The sequence below is a fragment of the Rathayibacter sp. VKM Ac-2804 genome (assembly GCF_009866655.1).
In the GTDB taxonomy this organism is placed as follows: domain Bacteria; phylum Actinomycetota; class Actinomycetes; order Actinomycetales; family Microbacteriaceae; genus Rathayibacter.
The window spans coordinates 850,764-867,912 of the sequence record NZ_CP047420.1; the positions used below are offsets into that span (position 1 = coordinate 850,764).

Below are 17,149 nucleotides of genomic sequence, written 5' to 3' on the forward strand. Positions count from 1 at the left end.
TCCACGCGCCACCCTGGCGCGAGCGGCCCGCCGAGGCATATAGTCAGCTGGCTTACTAATGGAGCTCCGGACCGAGTTCGGGGCGGAGGAGGACGGCATCATGGCTCTCGCAGCAGCTCGGCGCCGCTGGATCGGACTGATCGTGATCAGCCTCGGCGTGGCGACGATCATCGTCGACTCGACGATCGTGAACGTGGCGATCCCGTCGATCGTCGCCGACCTCGGCATCACCTCGACCCGGGTGCAGTGGGTGCAGGAGTCGTACACCCTGGTCTTCGCCGCGCTCCTGCTCGCCTTCGGCACCCTCGCCGACCGCTGGGGCCGGCGCCGGATGCTCGTCGTCGGCATCGCGCTGTTCGCGCTGTCCTCGGTCGCCGCCTCGCTCGCGGCCACCGGCGATCTGCTGATCGCTTCGCGGGTGGTGCAGGGCGTGGGCGGCGCGATGGTGCTGCCGTCGACGCTGTCGCTGATCAACGCGACGTTCCGCGGCAAGGAGCGCGCGATCGCCTTCGCCGTCTGGGGCTCGACGATCGGCGGGATGACCGCCGTCGGCCCGCTGCTCGGCGGCTGGCTCACCACCGACTTCTCCTGGCGCTGGGCCTTCGGGATCAACATCCCGCTCGGGATCGTCATCGTCGTCGGCGCGCTGCTCTTCGTGGACGAGTCGCGGCAGCCGGACGCGGGCCGCGTCGACCTGGTGGGCGCGCTGCTCTCGGTCGTCGCCTCGGCCGGCCTGGTCTTCGGTCTGATCGAGGGCCGGAGCCTGGGCTGGTGGCTGCCCTCGCCCGTGCCGGTCGCGTTCGTCGTCGCCGTCCTCGCGGCGATCGCCTTCGTGCTCTGGGCGCGGGCCCGCGAGCGCGCCGGGCGCTCGGCGATGCTCTCGCTGCGGCTCTTCCGGCTGGCCTCGTTCCGCAACGGCAGCATCGCCGCGATGATCGTCTCGCTCGGCGAGTTCGGCATCATCCTCGCGCTGCCGATCTGGCTGCAGAACGTGCTCGGCTACACCGCGGTGCAGACCGGGCTGGTGCTGATCGCCCTGGCGCTCGGCTCCTTCGTCGCCTCCGGCTTCGCGGGCGCGTTCGGCAACCGCGTCTCCGCGGTGCTGATCGTCCGGGTCGGGCTCGCGGCCGAGATCGTCGGCGTCGTCGGCATCGGCGCCGTCGTCTCCGACACGACGCCGTGGTGGGCGCTCGTCCCCTTCCTCGCCGTCTACGGCTTCGGCGTCGGCCTCGCCACCGCGCAGCTGACCGGCGTCGTCCTCCGCGACGTGCCCGTCGAGCTCAGCGGGCAGGGCTCCGGCACCCAGTCGACCGCCCGGCAGATCGGCTCGGCGCTGGGCATCGCCGTGCTCGGCACGATCCTCTACACCTCGACCGCGGGCGTGCTCACCTCGTCGCTGGAGGAGCAGGGCCTTCAGGCCGCGCAGGTCAGCAGCACCGTGGACGCCGTCGTCGACTCCTCGGGAGCGGCCATCGCCGGTCTCGCCGCCGACCCCGGCACCGCGGACGTCGCGCGGGCCGCGGGGGAGGCGCTCTCGGACGGCACGCGCTTCGCCGCCTTCGCCGCGGGTGCGTTCCTGGCCGTCGGCTTCGCGGCGACCCTCTCCCTCGGCGGCGCGGCGCCGCGCGAGGAGGAGGCCCACGCCCCGGTCGGCGCCGCCCCGGTCAGCTCAGCGGAGCCGCGTCGTCGGCGGTGAAGACGATCTTGCCGATCGTCCGGTCGGTGCCCTGCGCCCGCCGCGCGAGCACGGCGACGATCTCGTCGAGCGGGTGCACGGCGCCGGCCGTCGGGACGAGCTCGCCCGAGACGGCGAGCGACACCGCGCGGCCGATCCGCTCGGCGCTCGCCGTGACGATCAGGTTGCTCACCCGCGGGCTGCCGCGCCGGACGAGGCTCGCCGCCTGGGCGCCGAGGTCCGGGCCGCTCGGCACCAGCGTGGCGTAGCGCCCGCCGTCGGCGAGCAGGAGCGCGGCGTCCTTCGCCGGGAGATGGCCGGAGACGTCGAGCACCGCATCGAAGCGGCCGCCGAGCACGCCGAGATCGAGCAGCCGGTAGTCGTGCGGCTCGGCGCCGAGCGCGCGCAGCGTGTCGGCGGACGCGGCCGAGCCGGTCGCGGCGACGGTGCAGCCCGCGCGGAGGAGCAGCTGCACGACGAGGTTCCCGATCGCTCCGGAGCCGCCGCCCACGAGCACCTGCTCGCCGGCGCGGACCCGCAGGGCGTCGACCGTGCCGATCGCGGTGCCGCCGGACATCGCCAGCGTCACCCCCTGCACGTCGTCGAGGGCGTCGGGCAGCGGCACCAGCGAGCGGCTCCGGACGATCGAGGCGTCCGCGAAGGCGTCGCCGTCGCGGGTCATCCCCACGACGCGGTCGCCGATCGAGACGGAGTGGTCGCCGGGGCCGAGCGCCTCGACCGTGCCGGCGATGTCGAGCCCGAAGCCGTAGGGGCGCTTCCGGCCGACGGCCATGATCCGGGCGGCGCCGGAGAGGATCTTCTCGTCCGTCGCGTTGATGCTCGCGGCGCGCGTGCGCACCAGCACCTCACCGCGCCGCGGCATCGGCACGGGGGCCTCCCGCCAGGAGAGCACGTCCGGTCCGCCGAACCGCTCGTAACCCAGTCGTCGCACTTCCCGCTCCCGTCGTCGTGCCGCCGAGGCGGTCGTCCCCCGAGCCTAGGCGCTGGCCGCCCGGTGCTACCGTGGCGGCCATGAGTGCAGACGAGAGCCCCGAGTTCGCCGGATTCACCAGCGGAGGCTCGGCGAACGTCGAGCACCCCGACGACGTCCAGCCGGCCGACGCCGACAACGAGGAGAGCACCACTCCCGAGGAGAGCGCCGACCCCGACCACCCCTACGACTCGATGGCCGAGAGCGGCACCGAGAACGCCCCGGAGGACGAGGTCGGCTCGCGCGAGGACGAGGAGGGCCTGCTCGCCCCCGGCAGCACGGCGGAGGGCGCGGGCACCTCGCTCGGAGCCGTCCCGGCCGAGGCGCGGCGCGAGGCCGAGCCGCTCGGCGCGCACGAGGGCGAGGCCGGCTCGGGCCAGCTCGCCGACGAGCGCTGGCGGCAGAACGGCGTGAATCCGCTCGGCTGAGCCCGCCCCCGGCGCGGTCCGGCGTCCAGGAACTACTCCGGTTGCTCGGAGGAGCCCCCCTGGCGGGACCCGTACGGTTCCGGAGGACGCGGCACGCCCGCCGCGTGGACGGAGAATCTCATGTCGCTGCTGTTCAACCGCACCCGGGAGCTCCGCTGGACCCCGGACGAGCGGCGGGCCCTCGCGGAGGCCGTGGCCGAGGACCGGGCGCAGGTCTGGCGCAGCGTCGGCGACCTGGACCGCACCGTCGTCGTCTCGACGGAGGACCCGGGGGTGCGCGGCGGCGCCCGCTGGCCGACCGACCACCGAGCGTTCCTCCGCGTCGAGCGCGGGCCCTCCGTGGTGCTGGCCACCGACGGACTCAGCGACCCCTTCGACCGTCTCGCCCGCCCCGGCACCGGCCTCGGCCTCGAGCTGTGCCTCGAGACCTCCGCGCTCCGCGGCATCCCCGCGGCCGACCTCTGGAACCACTGGCAGTTCCGCGTGCTCTACGAGGCGGCGCGGCTCGCGGCACTGCAGGGCGTCTGCTGCCGCACGGGCGTCGACACCGCGATCCTGGCGGGCGCGGCCGCCCCGCCGGCCTGGACCGACGAGAACGGCTCGGTCGGCGTGCTGCTGGGGCTCCGCGGCGGCGGCCTGCCCGAGCGCCTCGAGCTGGCGACCGGCGACGTCGAGCTGGTGACCCTCACCCCGCTGTGGCCCGAGGAGTACGCCTGGGCCTCGGTCGACGCCACCGCCCGCGAGGAGATCGCGGCGCGCCTGCGTGCGCTGCCGCACGAGGAGCTCGTGCACACCGCCCGCCCCCGCGTCGTCTGAGTCCGGGGGTCAGACGCGCTCGTCGGGCTCCGCGCTCAGGACCATCTCGCCGGTGCTGTTCGCGTGGGCGATCAGCTCGTCGATCCAGGCGCGGTTCAGCGCGGGGCGCCGGCCGCCGTGGAAGCGGAAGTGCAGCGGCGTCGTCGGGTGGATCCAGACGGAGCTGCGGCCGTAGCCGCTCGACTCCGGCTCGGTCCAGGAGAGGCTGAACGATTCGTTCCGCCGCATCTTCGCGAACATCGCCACCTTGAGATGGGCGAGCAGTCGATCGTCGAAGTCGATCTCGAGTGACTGCGGCCCGTAGATCAGTCGTCCCATGCTCGCGAGGATACCGCCGTGGCGCGTTCCGGTCAGGTCGGCGGGGAACGACGAACGCCCCGCCCACCGGATCCGAGGATCGCGGGGGACGGGGCGTTCAGAGGTCGCTGCGGCCCGGGGGCCGAATGACGCAGAGGTCGGTGATTACTCGCCGACGCCGCGGATGTTCGCGGCCTGCGGGCCCTTGCGGCCCTGCTCGACGTCGTACTCGACGTGCTGGTTCTCGACGAGCTCGCGGTAGCCCTCCTTGGCGATGGCGGAGAAGTGCGCGAACACGTCGGCGCCTCCGTCGTCGGGAGCGATGAAGCCGAAGCCCTTTTCGGAGTTGAACCACTTAACGGTGCCAGTAGGCATTTCTTTTCCTTACGTGATGGTGACGTCCGCGTGAGCGGCCGTCGTTAGATTTCGCACAGCTGTGCGGTACCCGATCCGCTCGGCCGCCACGGGTGAAACACGCGTCGGCCGGATGAACCGGGTCGTTGTGGGGCGGAGAGCGCGGCTCCTCGTGGGGAGTGCGTCTGCGCGGGGGAGAACGTCCCGCTCACCGAGGGTGTCGGAGGGGCGGGGGTCGAACGAGGAACGGCGCGGCTTCCGCGGCGTCCTGTGAAGGGCGGTACCCGCGGGTGAGGCGGGCGTTCGAACCGGCGGATCGAGGGCGATGCGCTCGATCGATGCGGTCTCTATCAGGGGCTGAGTCTCTTCGTCGTCGTGCGACTTCTCAGCCGTGGAATTCGGGCGATCGCCCAGGAGATGACCCCACTCTACGGGAGACGAGCGCCCGAGCGCGACCGCGGAGTGCAGAACGGCTCCGCGCGCGCCCCTCCCCTGTGCCACGATGCAACTCCGGGTGCGGCTCGCGCACCCCTCCCCGGCGAGGTGTCGATGCTGCTCCCGAGTGCCGAGATCCCGGGCTCCGCGATCCCCGGCGCCGATCCCGCGACGGCCGACGCGCTCGAGCTCCGGCGCGAGCAGACGGAGGTCGGCATCGCCTGCGCGCGGCGGGCCGGCGGAGTGTTCGCCGGCGCCTCCGCGCTCCACCTGGCTCTGCTCGCCCCGGCCGAGCTGGTCGTCGTGCTGCCGAGCGCCCTCCTCCTCCTCGTCAGCGCCGCCATCCAGCTCTCCTCCCGCCGGGCCGGGCCGGGCGGTGCCCGGGCGGTGCTCGCCGGTCTCGTGCTCGGCTTCGCCGCGCTCGCCGCGTTCCTCGGCCCGGGCGTCCAGGACGGCGACCGCACGGTGCTCAGCTGCGTGACCATGCTCGCCTCGATGGCCCTCCCCGCCGGGCTGCTCGCGATCGGCTCGTCCGCGCGGCTCGGCGCGGCGGCCGTGCTCGCCGGGCTCCCGGCGCTGGCCCTCGGCACGGCGGCCACCTGGGGGTCGGGCCGCGGGCTGTTCGTCGGCCTCTCCGTCGTGGTCTGCTGGATCATCGCGGTCATCGGCGCGCGCTGGCTCGCCTCGAGCGTCGAGCGCGCCCACACCGGCACCGCGCGCCTGCTGACGGCGCACGCGGCCGAGCGCCGCTCCAGCGAGAGCGAGGCGCAGCGCCGCCGCGAGGCGCGCCTGATGCACGACACGATCCTCGCCACCCTCACCCTCCTCGCCCACCGCGGCGAGGGCGTCCCCGCGTCGACGCTGCGCGCTCAGGCCGAGGCGGACCTCGCCCTCCTGCGGCGGCTCGACCGGGCCGACCCGGAGCCCGCCCCGACGGCCGCCGAGGAGGGGAGCGCGCTGCCGCCGGTGCTCGCCGAGGTGGGCCGCCGGGCCGAGGCGCTCGGCGTGGAAGTGCGCTGGCACACCGGCGCCGCCGACTCAGGGTTCGAGGTCCTCCTCCGCGGGCCGGCGCTCGACGCCCTCGCACGGGCGGCGGGGGAGTGCCTCGAGAACGTGCGCCGCCACTCCGGTGCGGCCACGGCGCACGTCACGCTCGACCAGGGCGAGGACTCGGTCCGCGTGACCGTCTCGGACGCCGGTCGCGGCTTCGACCCCTCGACTGTCGCGGAGTCGCGGCTCGGGCTCGCGCAGTCGGTCGTCGGGCGGATCGAGGCCGTCGGCGGCACGGTCCGGGTGTTCTCCGCGGTCGGGGCCGGCACGACCGTCCTGATGAGCGTGCCGCGATGACCGCCCCGGCGGGGGCCGCCGACCGCGCCGGCGAGGGCACGCTCGTCGAGCTGGTCCGGGCCGCCGGCCAGGGACCGCGGACGCTCGACTCGGTCCGCCAGCGGATCACCCGCACGCACCGCCTCACCGCCAGCTACCTCAGCGTCGGCTTCCTCGCGATCACCGCGGCGCTGGTCGTCCGCGGACTCGCCTCCTTCCTCTGGGCGCTGAACGACCGGTCGGCGACCTGGCTCTCCGGCCTCTCCTGGGCCCTGGTGCTCGGGGCGCTCGCGGTGGGGATCCTCGTCGTGGTGACGCGGCGCGGCGAGCTGCCCCGCTCGGTGTTCGCGGGCGTCGTCGTCGTCGACGCCGTGGCGCTGGTGCTGGAGTTCGCCGACTACGCGCTGCCGTCGCCGGCGCCGCTCTACTACCCGACGGTCTGCATCGGGGTCGGCGCGACGGTGATCGCACTGCTCGGCGTCCAGCCGCCCTCGCGGAGCACCGGTGCGATCGCGGGGCTCGTCGCGCTCAGCCTGCTCGGACTGCTCGGCCACGCGGTGACGACCGGCGAGGGGTCGGCCATCGCGGTCGGGAACGTCCTTCTGGCGACCACCCCGGTCGCGGTCTCCGCGGCCCTGCTCACCGCGCTCGACCGCCACGTGCACCGCGGGCTCGACCGCACCCTGGCTGTGAGCGTGGTCGACGGACCGGGCACGGGCCCGGGCAGCCTCGCCGCGGCGGAGCTGGCCCGGGTCGATGCGGAGATCGCGGAGCTGCTCGAGGAGGTCGTCGCCCGCAACGCCGTCCCCGGCGCCGAGATCGGCGAGCGGGCCCGGGTGCTCGGCGACCGGCTCCGCGAGGTGCTCGCGCGCAGCCACGACCGCACCTGGCTCCTGATCGCGGTGGAGGAGTCGGCGCTGCTCTCCGGGTCGGTGCTCGTCCGCGATCCGCGCGGGGTCGCCGCCGCCCTCGCTCCGCCCGACCGCTCGCGACTGCTCTCGGTCCTCTGGCTGCTGACGACGCAGGCGGGTGCGGGCCGCCCGCCGATCGAGCTGCTGCTCGCGCACGGCGAGGGTGCGGCCGCGCCGGTGCGGATCGTCCTCCGCGCGCCCGGTCTGCGACCGCGCGACGTCGATCCGTCGGTGTGGGGGATCCTCGGCGAGATCGGAGCGCACCGGGCCTCGCCGGAGGGCACCGGGACGACGATCGAGCTGGACCACCGACCGCCGGGGCGGCCGGCGTGAGCGCCCCCGACGGAACGACGACGAGCGGGACTCCCGGGATCGCCCTCGCGATCCTCGACGACCACCCGATCCTGCTCAGCGCCCTCACGGAGTGGATCAACCGCTCCGGCTCCGACATCCGCGTCGTCGCGACGGCCCCGAGCTGGACCGCTCTGCTGGCGCACCCGCGCTTCCCCACCGACGTCGTGCTGCTCGACATCGACCTCGGCGACGACCTCGACCTCGCGATGAAGATCCGGACGATCACCGCCTCGGGCGCCGCCACGATCATCATCAGCACGCACTCGCAGCCCGAGACCGTCGCCGGCGCGCTGGAGGCGGGCGCGCGCGGCTACCTGGTCAAGAGCGAGCGGACCGAGGTCATCCTCGAGGCCATCCGCACCGCGGCGCGCGGCGAGTGCTTCCTCACCCCGCAGACCAGGGCTCTGCTCGGCGGCGGCGGCGCCGGGCCGCTGACGGCCCGGGAGCGCCGGATCGTCGGCCTCTTCGTCGAGGGCCTCTCGCTCAAGCAGGTCGCGACCGAGCTCGGGATCACCCAGGACGCGGCCCGCAGCTCGCTCCGCAACGCGCGGGCGAAGTACCGCGCCGAGGGCGTGGGCGTGAGCACCAAGATCGCGCTGCGCCGCCAGGCGCTGCGCGACGGGATCATCGGGCGCACGCCCTAGGGGCGCGGCCCGACGATCCCGCGGGGTCGGCGATCCGAGCGGGGCCGGAGATCCGAGGGGGTCAGACGCTCTCGTCGCGCTTCTGCCGGGCGGGCTCGGCCGGGCGGTCGGGGCCGTTCCAGACCGAGACGATGCCCCAGGCGACCGCGGCGATCGGCACGGCGAGCACGGCGCCGACGATGCCGGCGAGCACGGTGCCGATGGTCAGGGCGATCAGCACGATCAGCGGGTGCAGCTTGAGCGAGCGGGCCATCACGACCGGCTGGAGGAAGTTGCCCTCGAGCTGGTTGACCGCGATGACCACGATGATCACGATCAGCGCGGCACCGGGTCCGCTGGCGACGAGGGCGACGAGCGCGGCGAGGATGCCGGCGGCCGTCGCTCCCACGATCGGGATGAACGCGGTGAGGAAGACGATGACCGCGAGCGGGAGGGCCAGCGGCACCTGCAGGATCGCCAGCGCGACGCCGATGCCGATCGCATCGACCGCGGCGACGGTCGCCGTGCCGCGGATGTAGCCGCCCAGGACGTCGACGGTCTTGCCGCCGACGCGCTTGGCGCGGTCGTAGCTCGAGCCGGTGAAGGGGCGGAGCAGGAACTCCCAGATCTTCGGGCCGTCCTTCATGAAGAAGAAGAGGACGACGATCATCAGCACCAGGCCGGTGACGAAGTTCGCCGCGGCCGCCGCGCCGGCGAGGGCGCCGGAGCCGAAGGAGCTCGAAGTGAGGAAGTCGACGACGCTCTGGCGGGCGTCCTCGATCTGCTGCTCGTCGATCTGGAACGGCAGGTGCTGCACGTAGTCCTGCAGCGAGGCGATGCCGTCGGAGGCGCTGCTGACCAGCTCGTCCCACTGGTTGCGGACCGCGACGGTGATCAGCCAGCCGATGGCGCCGAGGATCGCGAGCAGCCCGATCAGCGCGATCCAGGTCGCCAGGATCGACGGCACGCCCCTGCGGCGCATCCAGGCGAGGAGGGGGTGGATCGCGGAGGCGAGGATGATCGCGATCAGCACCGGGATGAGCACCAGCGTCAGCTGGGTCATCGCGAAGACGAGGACCGCGGCGAGTCCGAGGACGATGAGCGCCTGGAGGCAGCGGAGGGCGAACCGCCCGAGTCCGTCGGTCCACACCGTCGGCCGCCGTTCGGCGGGGGGTGCTGCCGGGGGAGCGGCCGGGGGGTCGTTGCGGTCGAAGAAGCCCATGGAGGGAACCGTAGTGGAGGGACCGGACCCGGTTCTCCCGCTTGACGGGCGGGGAGACGCCTCGGCGGAGAGGCGCACCGCACGACGGCGGCTCCCGGCGCGCCGTGCGGAATCCGTTGCGATCGGCGCGGTCCGCTGAGCAGAACCACCTGTTCCGCGACGGATCGGGGGTCGAAGGCGCGGAATCCATTGCCCTCACGACGGAATCCGCACTAGGGTCGCTCTGTCCATGCAAGCGCATGGGGTACGGGACCCGAACCCGCGCCGCAGTCGCTCGCCGCTGCCCGCCGCCTGCCGATCAGGCGGCGGGTCCGCGCTCCCGCTCAGGCGGCGGGCACCCGCACGGTCAGTCCGCCCGGCTCGATCCAGGTGCGGAACGCCGAGGTCGTGCCGAACGGGTCGCCGTCCAGCTCGATCTCCTGCGGCTTCTCCAGGCGCACGACGAGCTCGCGGCCCTTCACGTAGCGCAGCGCCGAGACCTCCTTGGTCAGGCCCATCAGCTTCTTGCCGACCACACCGCTGCGGCGCAGCACGCCGTTCTCCCAGACCACCTTGAAGATGATCTGCGCCCAGCCGAGGAAGCCCTCGGGGCGCAGCAGCACGATGTCGAACTCGCCGTCGTCCACGGCCGCGTCCGGCAGCAGCAGGATGTTCGCCGGCAGGGCGCCGCAGTTGCCGACGATGATCGTGTGCGCGCGCACCTTGCGCGTCTTCGCCTTGTCGAGCGAGTAGCGGAACTCGAGCTGGTTCTTGTCCAGCAGGGCCTTCCGCAGCGCGTCGACGTAGGCGAGCCAGCCCGCGCGCTTCTTCAGGTCGTCGTCGGTGTTGGCGAGCATCTTCGCGTCGATGCCCAGGCCTGCCATGACCACGTAGGCCTTGCGGTCGCGGCCCTTCGCGGTCTCGATATCGATCATGCCGATGTCGATCGCGCGGTCCTCGCCCGAGAAGGCGACGGTCAGCGCGTTGTCCACGTCGTCGAGGGTGAGGTTCAGATTGCGGGCGAGCAGGTTGCCGGTGCCCGAGGGGAGCAGCGCGAGCGAGGCCTTCGAGCCCAGGAGCGCCTCCGCCACGACGCGGACCGTTCCGTCGCCGCCCGCGGCGATCACCGTGTCGACGCCCTGCTCGAGCGCCTCCTTGGTCTGGCCGGCTCCCGGATCCTCGAACGAGGTCTCGAACCAGAGGGTCTCGTCCCAGCCGGCGGCCTCCTGGGCGCGCGCGACCGCGGCCTGCACGGCCTCCAGGTCGACCTTGACGGGGTTGTAGACGATCGCGGCGCGCTTGAGCTCAGACATCGGCGCCGTCCTCGTCCTCGTCGAGCTCGTTCCCGTCGGCGTCGACCCGGCCCGGGCGCACGGCGGCGTCGTCGCGGATGTCGATGCGGGTGTCGCCCGCGGGGGTGGTCGTCACGTCGATGCGCGGGGCCGCGTCGGCCTCCGTCGCCCTCGGTGCGCTGGTCAGCTGGTCTCGGCGATCATCCGCCTTCTGGTCGCTCATGCCTGGACGGTAGCAGCGCACTCCCTGACCCCGCTCGGGGTTGCGTCCGCCTCGGCGGGCGGCCTCAGCGCGGGGTGGAGCGCGCGGCCTGCAGGCCCCAGAGCACGAGCGGGATCTGCAGCGGCAGCCGCAGCAGGGTGATCGCCCGGGTCCGCGGGCGCCGGGCGTCGAGCGCCATCTGCACGTTGGCGGGGAAGACCCCGGCCATCAGGGCGGCGGAGGCGGCACCGCCGGCGGCGCGGGTCCGCGGGTGGAGCGTCGCGGCGGCGCAGGCGAGCTCCGCGACGCCCGAGACGAGCACCCAGCCGCGGGCCGAGCCGGGCATCGCCCGCGGGACGGCGCGCTCGAACACGGCGGGGCGCGCGAGGTGGATCGCTCCGGACACCGCCATCGCGCCGACGAGCGCGAGCGGTCCGGCGCCGAGTCGTGCGGCCCCGCGGCGGGCGGAACCGCGTCGGCGGAGGGCGCGGCGGGTCATCGGCCCTGCGCGCCGCGCTCGAGCGGAGCGACGTGGTCGAGGATGCGGCGCCACTCGCGCACCAGCGCCAGCCGGCCCGTGCCGTCGACGGTCGCGGAGCGGGCGTCGGCGAGGTGCGAGCGGAACCAGCGCGCGTCCTCGGACCCGGCCACCGGGTCCGCGTCGCCGTTCACGATCAGCACCTCGGCGGTGACCCGGTCGAGCTCGTCGGCCCAGGAGCCGTCGCGGAGCGCGACGAGGTCGGTCGCGGCGCCGCCGGGGCCCTGGCGCCAGCCCTCGCCGAGCATCCGCTCGAGCCGGTTGCGGAGCCCGCCGTGGCTCGCGAGCACCGGGTCGCCGGGGTCGACGCCGAGCGAGTCGAGACCCGGCACGTCCTCGGGGAGCGTCGCGGCGATCCCGGCGGCGTCCTCACCCGGCAGCGTCTGGCGCCGCTCCCAGGCCGACGTGGGGTGCACGAGCGCGCCGGCCTGCGGGGGAGCGGGAGTGCCGACGATCGCGATGCGGTCGACGAGGTCCGGGTGCCGCGCGGCGAGCGAGAGCGCGAAGGCGCCTCCGGAGCCCCAGCCGACCACGCCGACGCTGCCGAAGCGGGCGCCGTCGACGTCGCGGGCGGTGCGCTCGGAGCGGCGGAGGTACTCCGCGAGGTCGTCGGCGCGGTCCTGCACGCGGCCGTGCTGCGCGTCGACGGGGTCGGAGGCGCCGTAGCCCGGGCGGTCGAGGATGAGCAGGTGCAGGCCCCAGGGTCCGGTGACGAGGGGGTCGGGGTCGAAGCCGCCGGCGCCGGGAGTGGGGTGGCAGAAGACGACCAGCCGGTCGGCGATCGGGTCGCCGGCGGCCGAGACGCCCATCCCGCGTCCGGACCGCAGCTCGAATCGGTGGTTCGCCATGTCTCCTCCAGAGTGCCGCCGTCGGTCGGCGGAGCGCCTCCAGTCAACCGGAGGCGAGGGCCCTGCCGCTGGGGATTGTGCCAGCGGCGTCGGCACATCGTGTCCTCCTGCGGCCGCCGCCGCCACCCCCTGGCGCTCCGGGACGGACGCGGAGGAGAGTGGTCGTCCCGGCAGAGCGCCGGGGCGAAGGGAGAGCGGCGATGAGCAGCGACAGCAGCAACGGCACCGAGAGCGAGAAGACCGAGAAGACCGAGGAGCTCCCCGACGGCACCGGCACCGACACGTCCAGCGGCGGCGGCGACACGGACACCGTCTCCGGTGGCGAGCCAGACGACGAGTAGTCGCACCGGGCTCCGAGAAGGAGAAGAGGGGCGCCCCCGGCGATGCCGGTGACGCCCCTCCTTCGTTCCCCGGGTCAGACGACGGGGCCGTTGCCCTCGCTGGTGCGACGGGTGACCTGCTCGCCGCTGGCGGGGTCGACCGCCGAGCGGGTGGTCGAGACGGCCTGACGGCGCCGCGTCATCAGGACGAGGCCGAGGACGAGGCCCACCGCTCCGGCGGCCATGAGGATGTAGCCGATCAGCTTGAGGTCGATCCCGGCCACCTGGACGTCCACGGCGAACGCGAGGACCGCGCCGACGACGAGGAGGAAGATCCCTGCTCCGATGCTCATACGTGCTCCTTCTGCGTGCGCCGGCGTGCGCGGGAGGCGCGGTGGCACCGGCGTGCGACGCCCCACCGTAGTGCCGCGGCACCCCGCAGCCGTAGCCCTATCCGCCACCGGCGGCCGGGGTGTAGGCGGGACGTCCCTGCTGATCGAGCAGCCCGCGGAGCGGGCGCATCGAGATCCACCGGCGTCAGGACGTGAGTCTGCAGACCCGCCCTGCTGAGGACGGCGGGTCTCGAGACGCCCCTGCGGGGCTACTCGACCAGCATGAAGGGCCCGCTCAGCGGTCCGCCGACCGGCAGGAAGGGCTCGCTCAGCGGTCCGCGATGCGGAGCATCACGCGGGTGCGGTCGCCGCGGGAGACGATCCGCTCGATGAGCATGAAGATCCGGTACTCGAGGCGGTACTCGCGGAGGAAGACGCGGCCGAGGCGCTCGACGGTGTCGGCGTCGGAGACGATGTGCGCCTCCGCCTCGAGGACGGCCGCGCCGTCGGCGACGCGGCCGCGGCGGTCGCAGGGGACGAGGGTCACCCGCGGGTCGTTGCGCAGGCGCTTGACCTTGCCGCTCTTCCGCGGAGTCGTGACGATCAGGTCCGCACCGTCCCGGGCGATCCACACCGGCGTCGACACTCCGACCCCGGTCTTCCGGAAGGTGGTGAGGGAGACGAACGAGGCGTCGGAGAGTGCCGCGAGCGCGGGCGAGAGGGTCATCCTCGAAGAGTAGGGGTGCGCAGGAGCGACTGCGCAAGCCTCCCGGGCAGCTCCGACGGCCGCCGTAGGGTGGAGGCATGACCGACCCGACTCCGCTGATCGGTCCGATCGCGGCGCCCGAGCTGCACGTGATGACCTACAACATCCGCCGGCGGATGCCCCGCCTGACCGCCCGCGCGGTCGATCAGTGGGAGCGCCGCAAGCCCCTCGTCCGGCGCCTGCTGCAGGAGGAGAGCCCGTCGATCCTCGCGGTGCAGGAGGCGCTGCCCGATCAGGCGCAGTGGGTGCACGAGTCGCTCGGCGCCTCGTTCGAGGGCATGGGCTTCGGCCGGGACGCGGATCGCGGCGGCGAGCGCGTGATGCTCTTCGTCGACCGGAGCCGCTTCGCGGTGCGCGACTGGTCGCAGATCGCCCTGTCCGCCACTCCGGACGTCGCCGGCTCGCGCAGCTGGGGCAACCGGATCCCCCGCACCGCGGTGATCGCGGAGCTGACCGACCACGCGACGAACCGCGAGCTCACCGTCGTCGCGACGCACTTCGACCACCTCTCGCGGCGCTCGCGGCTGCGGTCGGCCGAGCTCGTCGCCGAGCGGGTCACCGACCTCGGCCGGCCCGCGATCGTGATGGGCGACACCAACACCGACGTCGGCACGGCCCCGTACCGGGCGCTGCTCGACGAGGGCGGGCTCGCCGACTCCTGGGTCGTCGCCGGCACGCACCTCACCCCGCACTGGGGCACCTACTCCAACTACCGCGCGCCGAAGGCGGGGCGCCGCATCGACTGGCTCACGGTCAGCGCCGGGGCGTTCGAGGTCGTCTCGGCGGCGATCAACGCGACGCGCTGCGGGACGGCGCCCGGCTCGGACCACGAGGCGGTCCAGGCCGTGCTCCGCTTCACGAAGCCGTGACCCGACCCGCTGTGAGATCCCGCCCCGAGAACGAGCCCGTCCTGATCTCGACCTTCATGGAGCCTCCGCGCACTCCGGGCGAGTGGTTCGCCGACGCGGTCCGCGCGCTCGGCGCGCTGAGCATCGTCGCCGCGGTGCTCGGCTGGGACCTCGTCGACGTCGCGGTGTTCGCCCTCGCCTCGATCGGGCTGGTGCTGCCGCGGTTCCTCGGGATCCGGCCGGCTCTGGACGCCACGTTCGGCCTGGCGCTGCTGATCGCCTCCTGGAGCAGCGTGCTCGGGCTCTACCAGGCCTGGGCGTCGTGGGACCTCGTCGTGCACTTCGTGCTGAACGGGCTCGTCGCGGCCGTCGCCTACATCGTCGCCGCGCGCGCGGGAGTGGTGCCGACCGTCGCCGGCGACCGCGGGCCGCTCGCGCCGGCGATCGTGCTCTGCGCGTGCTTCGGCCTCTCGATGGGCGTGCTCTGGGAGTGGGGCGAGTGGGCCGGGCACCGCTTCGTCGACCCGTCGATCTTCGTCGGCTACGAGGACACGCTCGGCGACCTCGCGGCCGGTGCCGCGGGCTCGATCGCGGCAGGTGCGCTGATGCGCTTCTGGTCGGCGAAGAGCCGCGTCGTCGGCTGAGCCTCGCCGGCCGGTGCTCCCCGCTCGTCAGCACACGGCGCGCAGCGCCTCCAGCACGACCGCCCGTGCGGGGTTCCCGCGGCCCGAGCGGCGCCAGGCCGCGCTGACGACCCGTGTCGAGACGGGGTCGACCGCGGGGACGGCGACCACCGCCTCCGGGAGCGGCTCGCGGCCCAGCCGCGGGACCAGCGCGACCGCGAGTCCCGCCTCGACCAGGGCGATGTGGGTGCTGAAGTCCTCGTCGTAGTAGGCGATGTCGGGCTGGCGACCGGTGCCGGCGAAGGTGCGCAGCAGCCAGGCGTGGCAGATCGCGCCCGCCGGGATGCTCACCCAGGTCTCGTCGGCCAGGCGGCTCGGCGCGATCTCGGCGCTGCCGGCGAGCGGGTGCGCGCGGTGGAGGAGGACGTCGGCGCGGTCCTCGAGCAGGGTCTCGGTCTCGATGGTGTCCGGCGGGAGCTCGAGGGCGAGGCCCGGCCAGTCGTGCAGGATCGCCAGGTCGGCCGCGCCCCGCTCGAGGCGCCGCGACGCCTCCCACGGGTCGAGCTCGTCGAGGGTGAGCCGCAGCCGGGGCGCCCGCTCGCGGATCCGCGCGAGGGCGGGGACGAGGAGTCCGCGCATCGCGGTCGAGAACGCGACGACCCGCAGGGTGCCGGTCACCTCCTCCGCCGGGACCGTGCCGAGGTGCCCGAGCGCCTCGAGCTCGGCGAGGAGGCGCTCGCCGCGCTCGGCGAGGGTCCGGCCGTGCGCGGTGAGCAGCACGCCGCGGCCGGAGCGCTCGGCGACGGCGCCGCCCGACTGGCGCTCGAGGCGCTTGAGCTGCTGCGAGACGGCCGACGGGGTGTAGCCGAGCGCGTCGGCCGCGGCGGCGACCGTGCCGCAGTCGCGGACGGCGATCAGGGCGCGCAGCGCGGACGGCTCGATCACGCGGCACTCGCGGTCATGCGGGGCTCGCGATGCCTGCAGGGGGTCCGACCATGCAGCGACGCTACCGGGTCGGCGGTGCGGACGTGCGCTGGTGCTGCCGGGTCATCCGCGCTTGTCTGGGGGCATGACCCGCCGGCACAGCCTCCTCGCCCTCCTCGTCGTCCTGCTCTGGGGGCTGAACTTCGTCGTGATCGACGTGGGGCTCGCGGACGTGCCGCCGCTGCTGTTCCTGGCGATGCGGTTCACGGTGGTCGCGGTGCCGGCCGTGTTCCTCGTGCCGCGGCCGGCGGCGCCGCTGCGCACGGTCGCGACGATCGGCGCGTTCATGAGCCTGGGCCAGTTCGCCCTGCTCTACCTGGCGCTCGCGCTGGGGATGCCCGCGGGGCTGGCGTCGCTGGTGGTGCAGGCGCAGATCGTGCTGACGGTGCTGATCGCGGCGGTGCTGCTGAAGGAGCGGCCGACGCGGCGGCAGAGCATCGGCCTGGTGGTCGGCGTCGCGGGGCTCGTGATCGTCGCCCTCTCGCACGGGGCCGTCGCGCCCTGGCTGCCGTTCGTGGTCTGCCTCGGCGGCGCGCTGTCCTGGGCGATCGGCAACGTGCTGACCCGGCGGGCGAAGGGCGCCTCGGGGCTGTCGCTGGTGGTCTGGTCGGCGCTGGTCGTGCCGATCCCGGCGCTGCTGCTCTCCCTGCTCGTCGACGGCGGGCCCGCGATCGCCGACGCGCTCCAGAGACTCTCGCTCGCGGCGATCCTCAGCACCCTCTACACCGCGGTGTTCGCGTCGCTGATCGGCTACGGCATCTGGAACTCGCTGCTCGCCCGCTACCCGGCCGCGTCGGTCGTGCCGTTCACGCTGCTGGTGCCGGTGGTCGGCGTGCTGTCGGCGTGGGTGCTGCTCGGCGAGGTGCCCTCGGTCGGGGTGCTGATCGGCGGGGCGGTGATGGTCGCGGGGCTCGCGGTCGCGACGATCCGCCGCGGGCGGCGGGACCCGGTCCTCGCCGCCGTCGGTGGTCCGGCGTAGTGTCGC

General features: G+C 74.3%; 21 protein-coding genes. 10 read left to right on the top strand and 11 right to left on the bottom strand.

Annotated elements, in window-relative coordinates:
- Positions 1-100 precede the first annotated feature (100 nt).
- Positions 101-1,696: a DHA2 family efflux MFS transporter permease subunit gene (locus tag GTU73_RS03895; RefSeq protein ID WP_160087161.1), complete on the top strand. Its 1,596-nt coding sequence runs from the start codon at positions 101-103 to the stop codon at positions 1,694-1,696.
- On the opposite strand, the gene GTU73_RS03900 is transcribed toward GTU73_RS03895, so the two are convergent.
- On the bottom strand, positions 1,665-2,627 hold the full coding sequence (locus tag GTU73_RS03900) for an NADP-dependent oxidoreductase (RefSeq protein ID WP_160087163.1): 963 nt from the start codon (positions 2,625-2,627) through the stop codon (positions 1,665-1,667). The genes GTU73_RS03895 and GTU73_RS03900 overlap by 32 nt on opposite strands.
- A gap of 80 nt (positions 2,628-2,707) precedes the next feature.
- Between GTU73_RS03900 and GTU73_RS03905 the strand changes: the two genes are divergently transcribed.
- Together GTU73_RS03905 and GTU73_RS03910 are read left to right on the top strand one after the other, a co-directional pair.
- Complete coding sequence (locus tag GTU73_RS03905; RefSeq protein ID WP_160087165.1) at positions 2,708-3,094, top strand: hypothetical protein; 387 nt, start codon at positions 2,708-2,710, stop codon at positions 3,092-3,094.
- 120 nt (positions 3,095-3,214) lie between these two features.
- Positions 3,215-3,910, top strand: coding sequence for a hypothetical protein (locus GTU73_RS03910; RefSeq protein ID WP_160087167.1), 696 nt, complete (start codon positions 3,215-3,217; stop codon positions 3,908-3,910).
- A gap of 9 nt (positions 3,911-3,919) precedes the next feature.
- On the opposite strand, the gene GTU73_RS03915 is transcribed toward GTU73_RS03910, so the two are convergent.
- A complete protein-coding gene (locus GTU73_RS03915; RefSeq protein ID WP_160087169.1) occupies positions 3,920-4,228 on the bottom strand; it encodes a hypothetical protein in 309 nt (102 codons plus the stop codon).
- A 144-nt stretch (positions 4,229-4,372) separates the two neighbouring features.
- A complete protein-coding gene (locus GTU73_RS03920; protein WP_123444803.1) occupies positions 4,373-4,582 on the bottom strand; it encodes a cold-shock protein in 210 nt (69 codons plus the stop codon).
- A gap of 528 nt (positions 4,583-5,110) precedes the next feature.
- Here GTU73_RS03920 and GTU73_RS03925 point away from each other — a divergent pair.
- Genes GTU73_RS03925 through GTU73_RS03935 form a run of 3 tightly spaced genes read left to right on the top strand, consistent with a single transcriptional unit; the run spans position 5,111 to position 8,231 of the window.
- Positions 5,111-6,343, top strand: coding sequence for an ATP-binding protein (locus tag GTU73_RS03925; RefSeq protein WP_160087171.1), 1,233 nt, complete (start codon positions 5,111-5,113; stop codon positions 6,341-6,343).
- The gene (locus GTU73_RS03930; protein WP_160087173.1) at positions 6,340-7,566 is read left to right on the top strand and encodes a hypothetical protein; all 1,227 of its coding nucleotides are present in this window, start codon (positions 6,340-6,342) and stop codon (positions 7,564-7,566) included. The genes GTU73_RS03925 and GTU73_RS03930 overlap by 4 nt, the downstream gene beginning before the upstream one ends.
- On the top strand, positions 7,563-8,231 hold the full coding sequence (locus GTU73_RS03935; protein WP_160087175.1) for a response regulator transcription factor: 669 nt from the start codon (positions 7,563-7,565) through the stop codon (positions 8,229-8,231). Before GTU73_RS03930 ends, GTU73_RS03935 begins: the two co-directional genes overlap by 4 nt.
- A 61-nt stretch (positions 8,232-8,292) precedes the next feature.
- On the opposite strand, the gene GTU73_RS03940 is transcribed toward GTU73_RS03935, so the two are convergent.
- The 5 genes from GTU73_RS03940 to GTU73_RS03960 all read right to left on the bottom strand — a co-directional run bounded on the left by GTU73_RS03940 (position 8,293) and on the right by GTU73_RS03960 (position 12,291).
- Positions 8,293-9,432 (bottom strand): AI-2E family transporter, encoded by a 1,140-nt coding sequence (locus GTU73_RS03940; protein ID WP_160087177.1) that lies wholly within the window; start codon positions 9,430-9,432, stop codon positions 8,293-8,295.
- A 323-nt stretch (positions 9,433-9,755) separates the two neighbouring features.
- Positions 9,756-10,724: a diacylglycerol kinase family protein gene (locus GTU73_RS03945; protein WP_160087179.1), complete on the bottom strand. Its 969-nt coding sequence runs from the start codon at positions 10,722-10,724 to the stop codon at positions 9,756-9,758.
- The gene (locus tag GTU73_RS03950) at positions 10,717-10,926 is read right to left on the bottom strand and encodes a multidrug transporter (protein ID WP_160087181.1); all 210 of its coding nucleotides are present in this window, start codon (positions 10,924-10,926) and stop codon (positions 10,717-10,719) included. The genes GTU73_RS03945 and GTU73_RS03950 overlap by 8 nt, the downstream gene beginning before the upstream one ends.
- Positions 10,927-10,990: 64 nt before the next feature.
- Positions 10,991-11,404, bottom strand: a complete 414-nt coding sequence (locus GTU73_RS03955) for a hypothetical protein (protein WP_244231764.1) — start codon at positions 11,402-11,404, stop codon at positions 10,991-10,993.
- Positions 11,401-12,291: an alpha/beta hydrolase gene (locus GTU73_RS03960; protein WP_160087183.1), complete on the bottom strand. Its 891-nt coding sequence runs from the start codon at positions 12,289-12,291 to the stop codon at positions 11,401-11,403. The genes GTU73_RS03955 and GTU73_RS03960 overlap by 4 nt, the downstream gene beginning before the upstream one ends.
- Positions 12,292-12,491: 200 nt before the next feature.
- Between GTU73_RS03960 and GTU73_RS03965 the strand changes: the two genes are divergently transcribed.
- Complete coding sequence (locus GTU73_RS03965) at positions 12,492-12,632, top strand: hypothetical protein (RefSeq protein WP_160087185.1); 141 nt, start codon at positions 12,492-12,494, stop codon at positions 12,630-12,632.
- Between the two features lie 74 nt (positions 12,633-12,706).
- On the opposite strand, the gene GTU73_RS03970 is transcribed toward GTU73_RS03965, so the two are convergent.
- Positions 12,707-12,964, bottom strand: a complete 258-nt coding sequence (locus GTU73_RS03970; protein ID WP_160087187.1) for a DUF6458 family protein — start codon at positions 12,962-12,964, stop codon at positions 12,707-12,709.
- A 307-nt stretch (positions 12,965-13,271) separates the two neighbouring features.
- The gene (locus tag GTU73_RS03975; RefSeq protein WP_160087189.1) at positions 13,272-13,670 is read right to left on the bottom strand and encodes a PPOX class F420-dependent oxidoreductase; all 399 of its coding nucleotides are present in this window, start codon (positions 13,668-13,670) and stop codon (positions 13,272-13,274) included.
- Positions 13,671-13,747: 77 nt separating this feature from the next.
- Here GTU73_RS03975 and GTU73_RS03980 point away from each other — a divergent pair, with 77 nt between their 5' ends.
- Together GTU73_RS03980 and GTU73_RS03985 are read left to right on the top strand one after the other, a co-directional pair.
- Positions 13,748-14,578 (top strand): endonuclease/exonuclease/phosphatase family protein, encoded by an 831-nt coding sequence (locus tag GTU73_RS03980; RefSeq protein ID WP_160087191.1) that lies wholly within the window; start codon positions 13,748-13,750, stop codon positions 14,576-14,578.
- Positions 14,579-14,589: 11 nt separating this feature from the next.
- Positions 14,590-15,201 carry a hypothetical protein gene (locus GTU73_RS03985; protein WP_160087193.1) on the top strand — a complete coding sequence of 204 codons (612 nt, stop codon included), beginning with the start codon at positions 14,590-14,592 and terminating at the stop codon, positions 15,199-15,201.
- A gap of 27 nt (positions 15,202-15,228) precedes the next feature.
- Here the strand turns inward: GTU73_RS03985 and GTU73_RS03990 are convergent, their stop codons facing one another.
- Positions 15,229-16,125 carry a LysR family transcriptional regulator gene (locus GTU73_RS03990; RefSeq protein WP_160087195.1) on the bottom strand — a complete coding sequence of 299 codons (897 nt, stop codon included), beginning with the start codon at positions 16,123-16,125 and terminating at the stop codon, positions 15,229-15,231.
- 124 nt (positions 16,126-16,249) lie between these two features.
- Between GTU73_RS03990 and GTU73_RS03995 the strand changes: the two genes are divergently transcribed.
- On the top strand, positions 16,250-17,143 hold the full coding sequence (locus GTU73_RS03995; protein ID WP_160087197.1) for an EamA family transporter: 894 nt from the start codon (positions 16,250-16,252) through the stop codon (positions 17,141-17,143).
- Positions 17,144-17,149 lie beyond the last annotated feature (6 nt).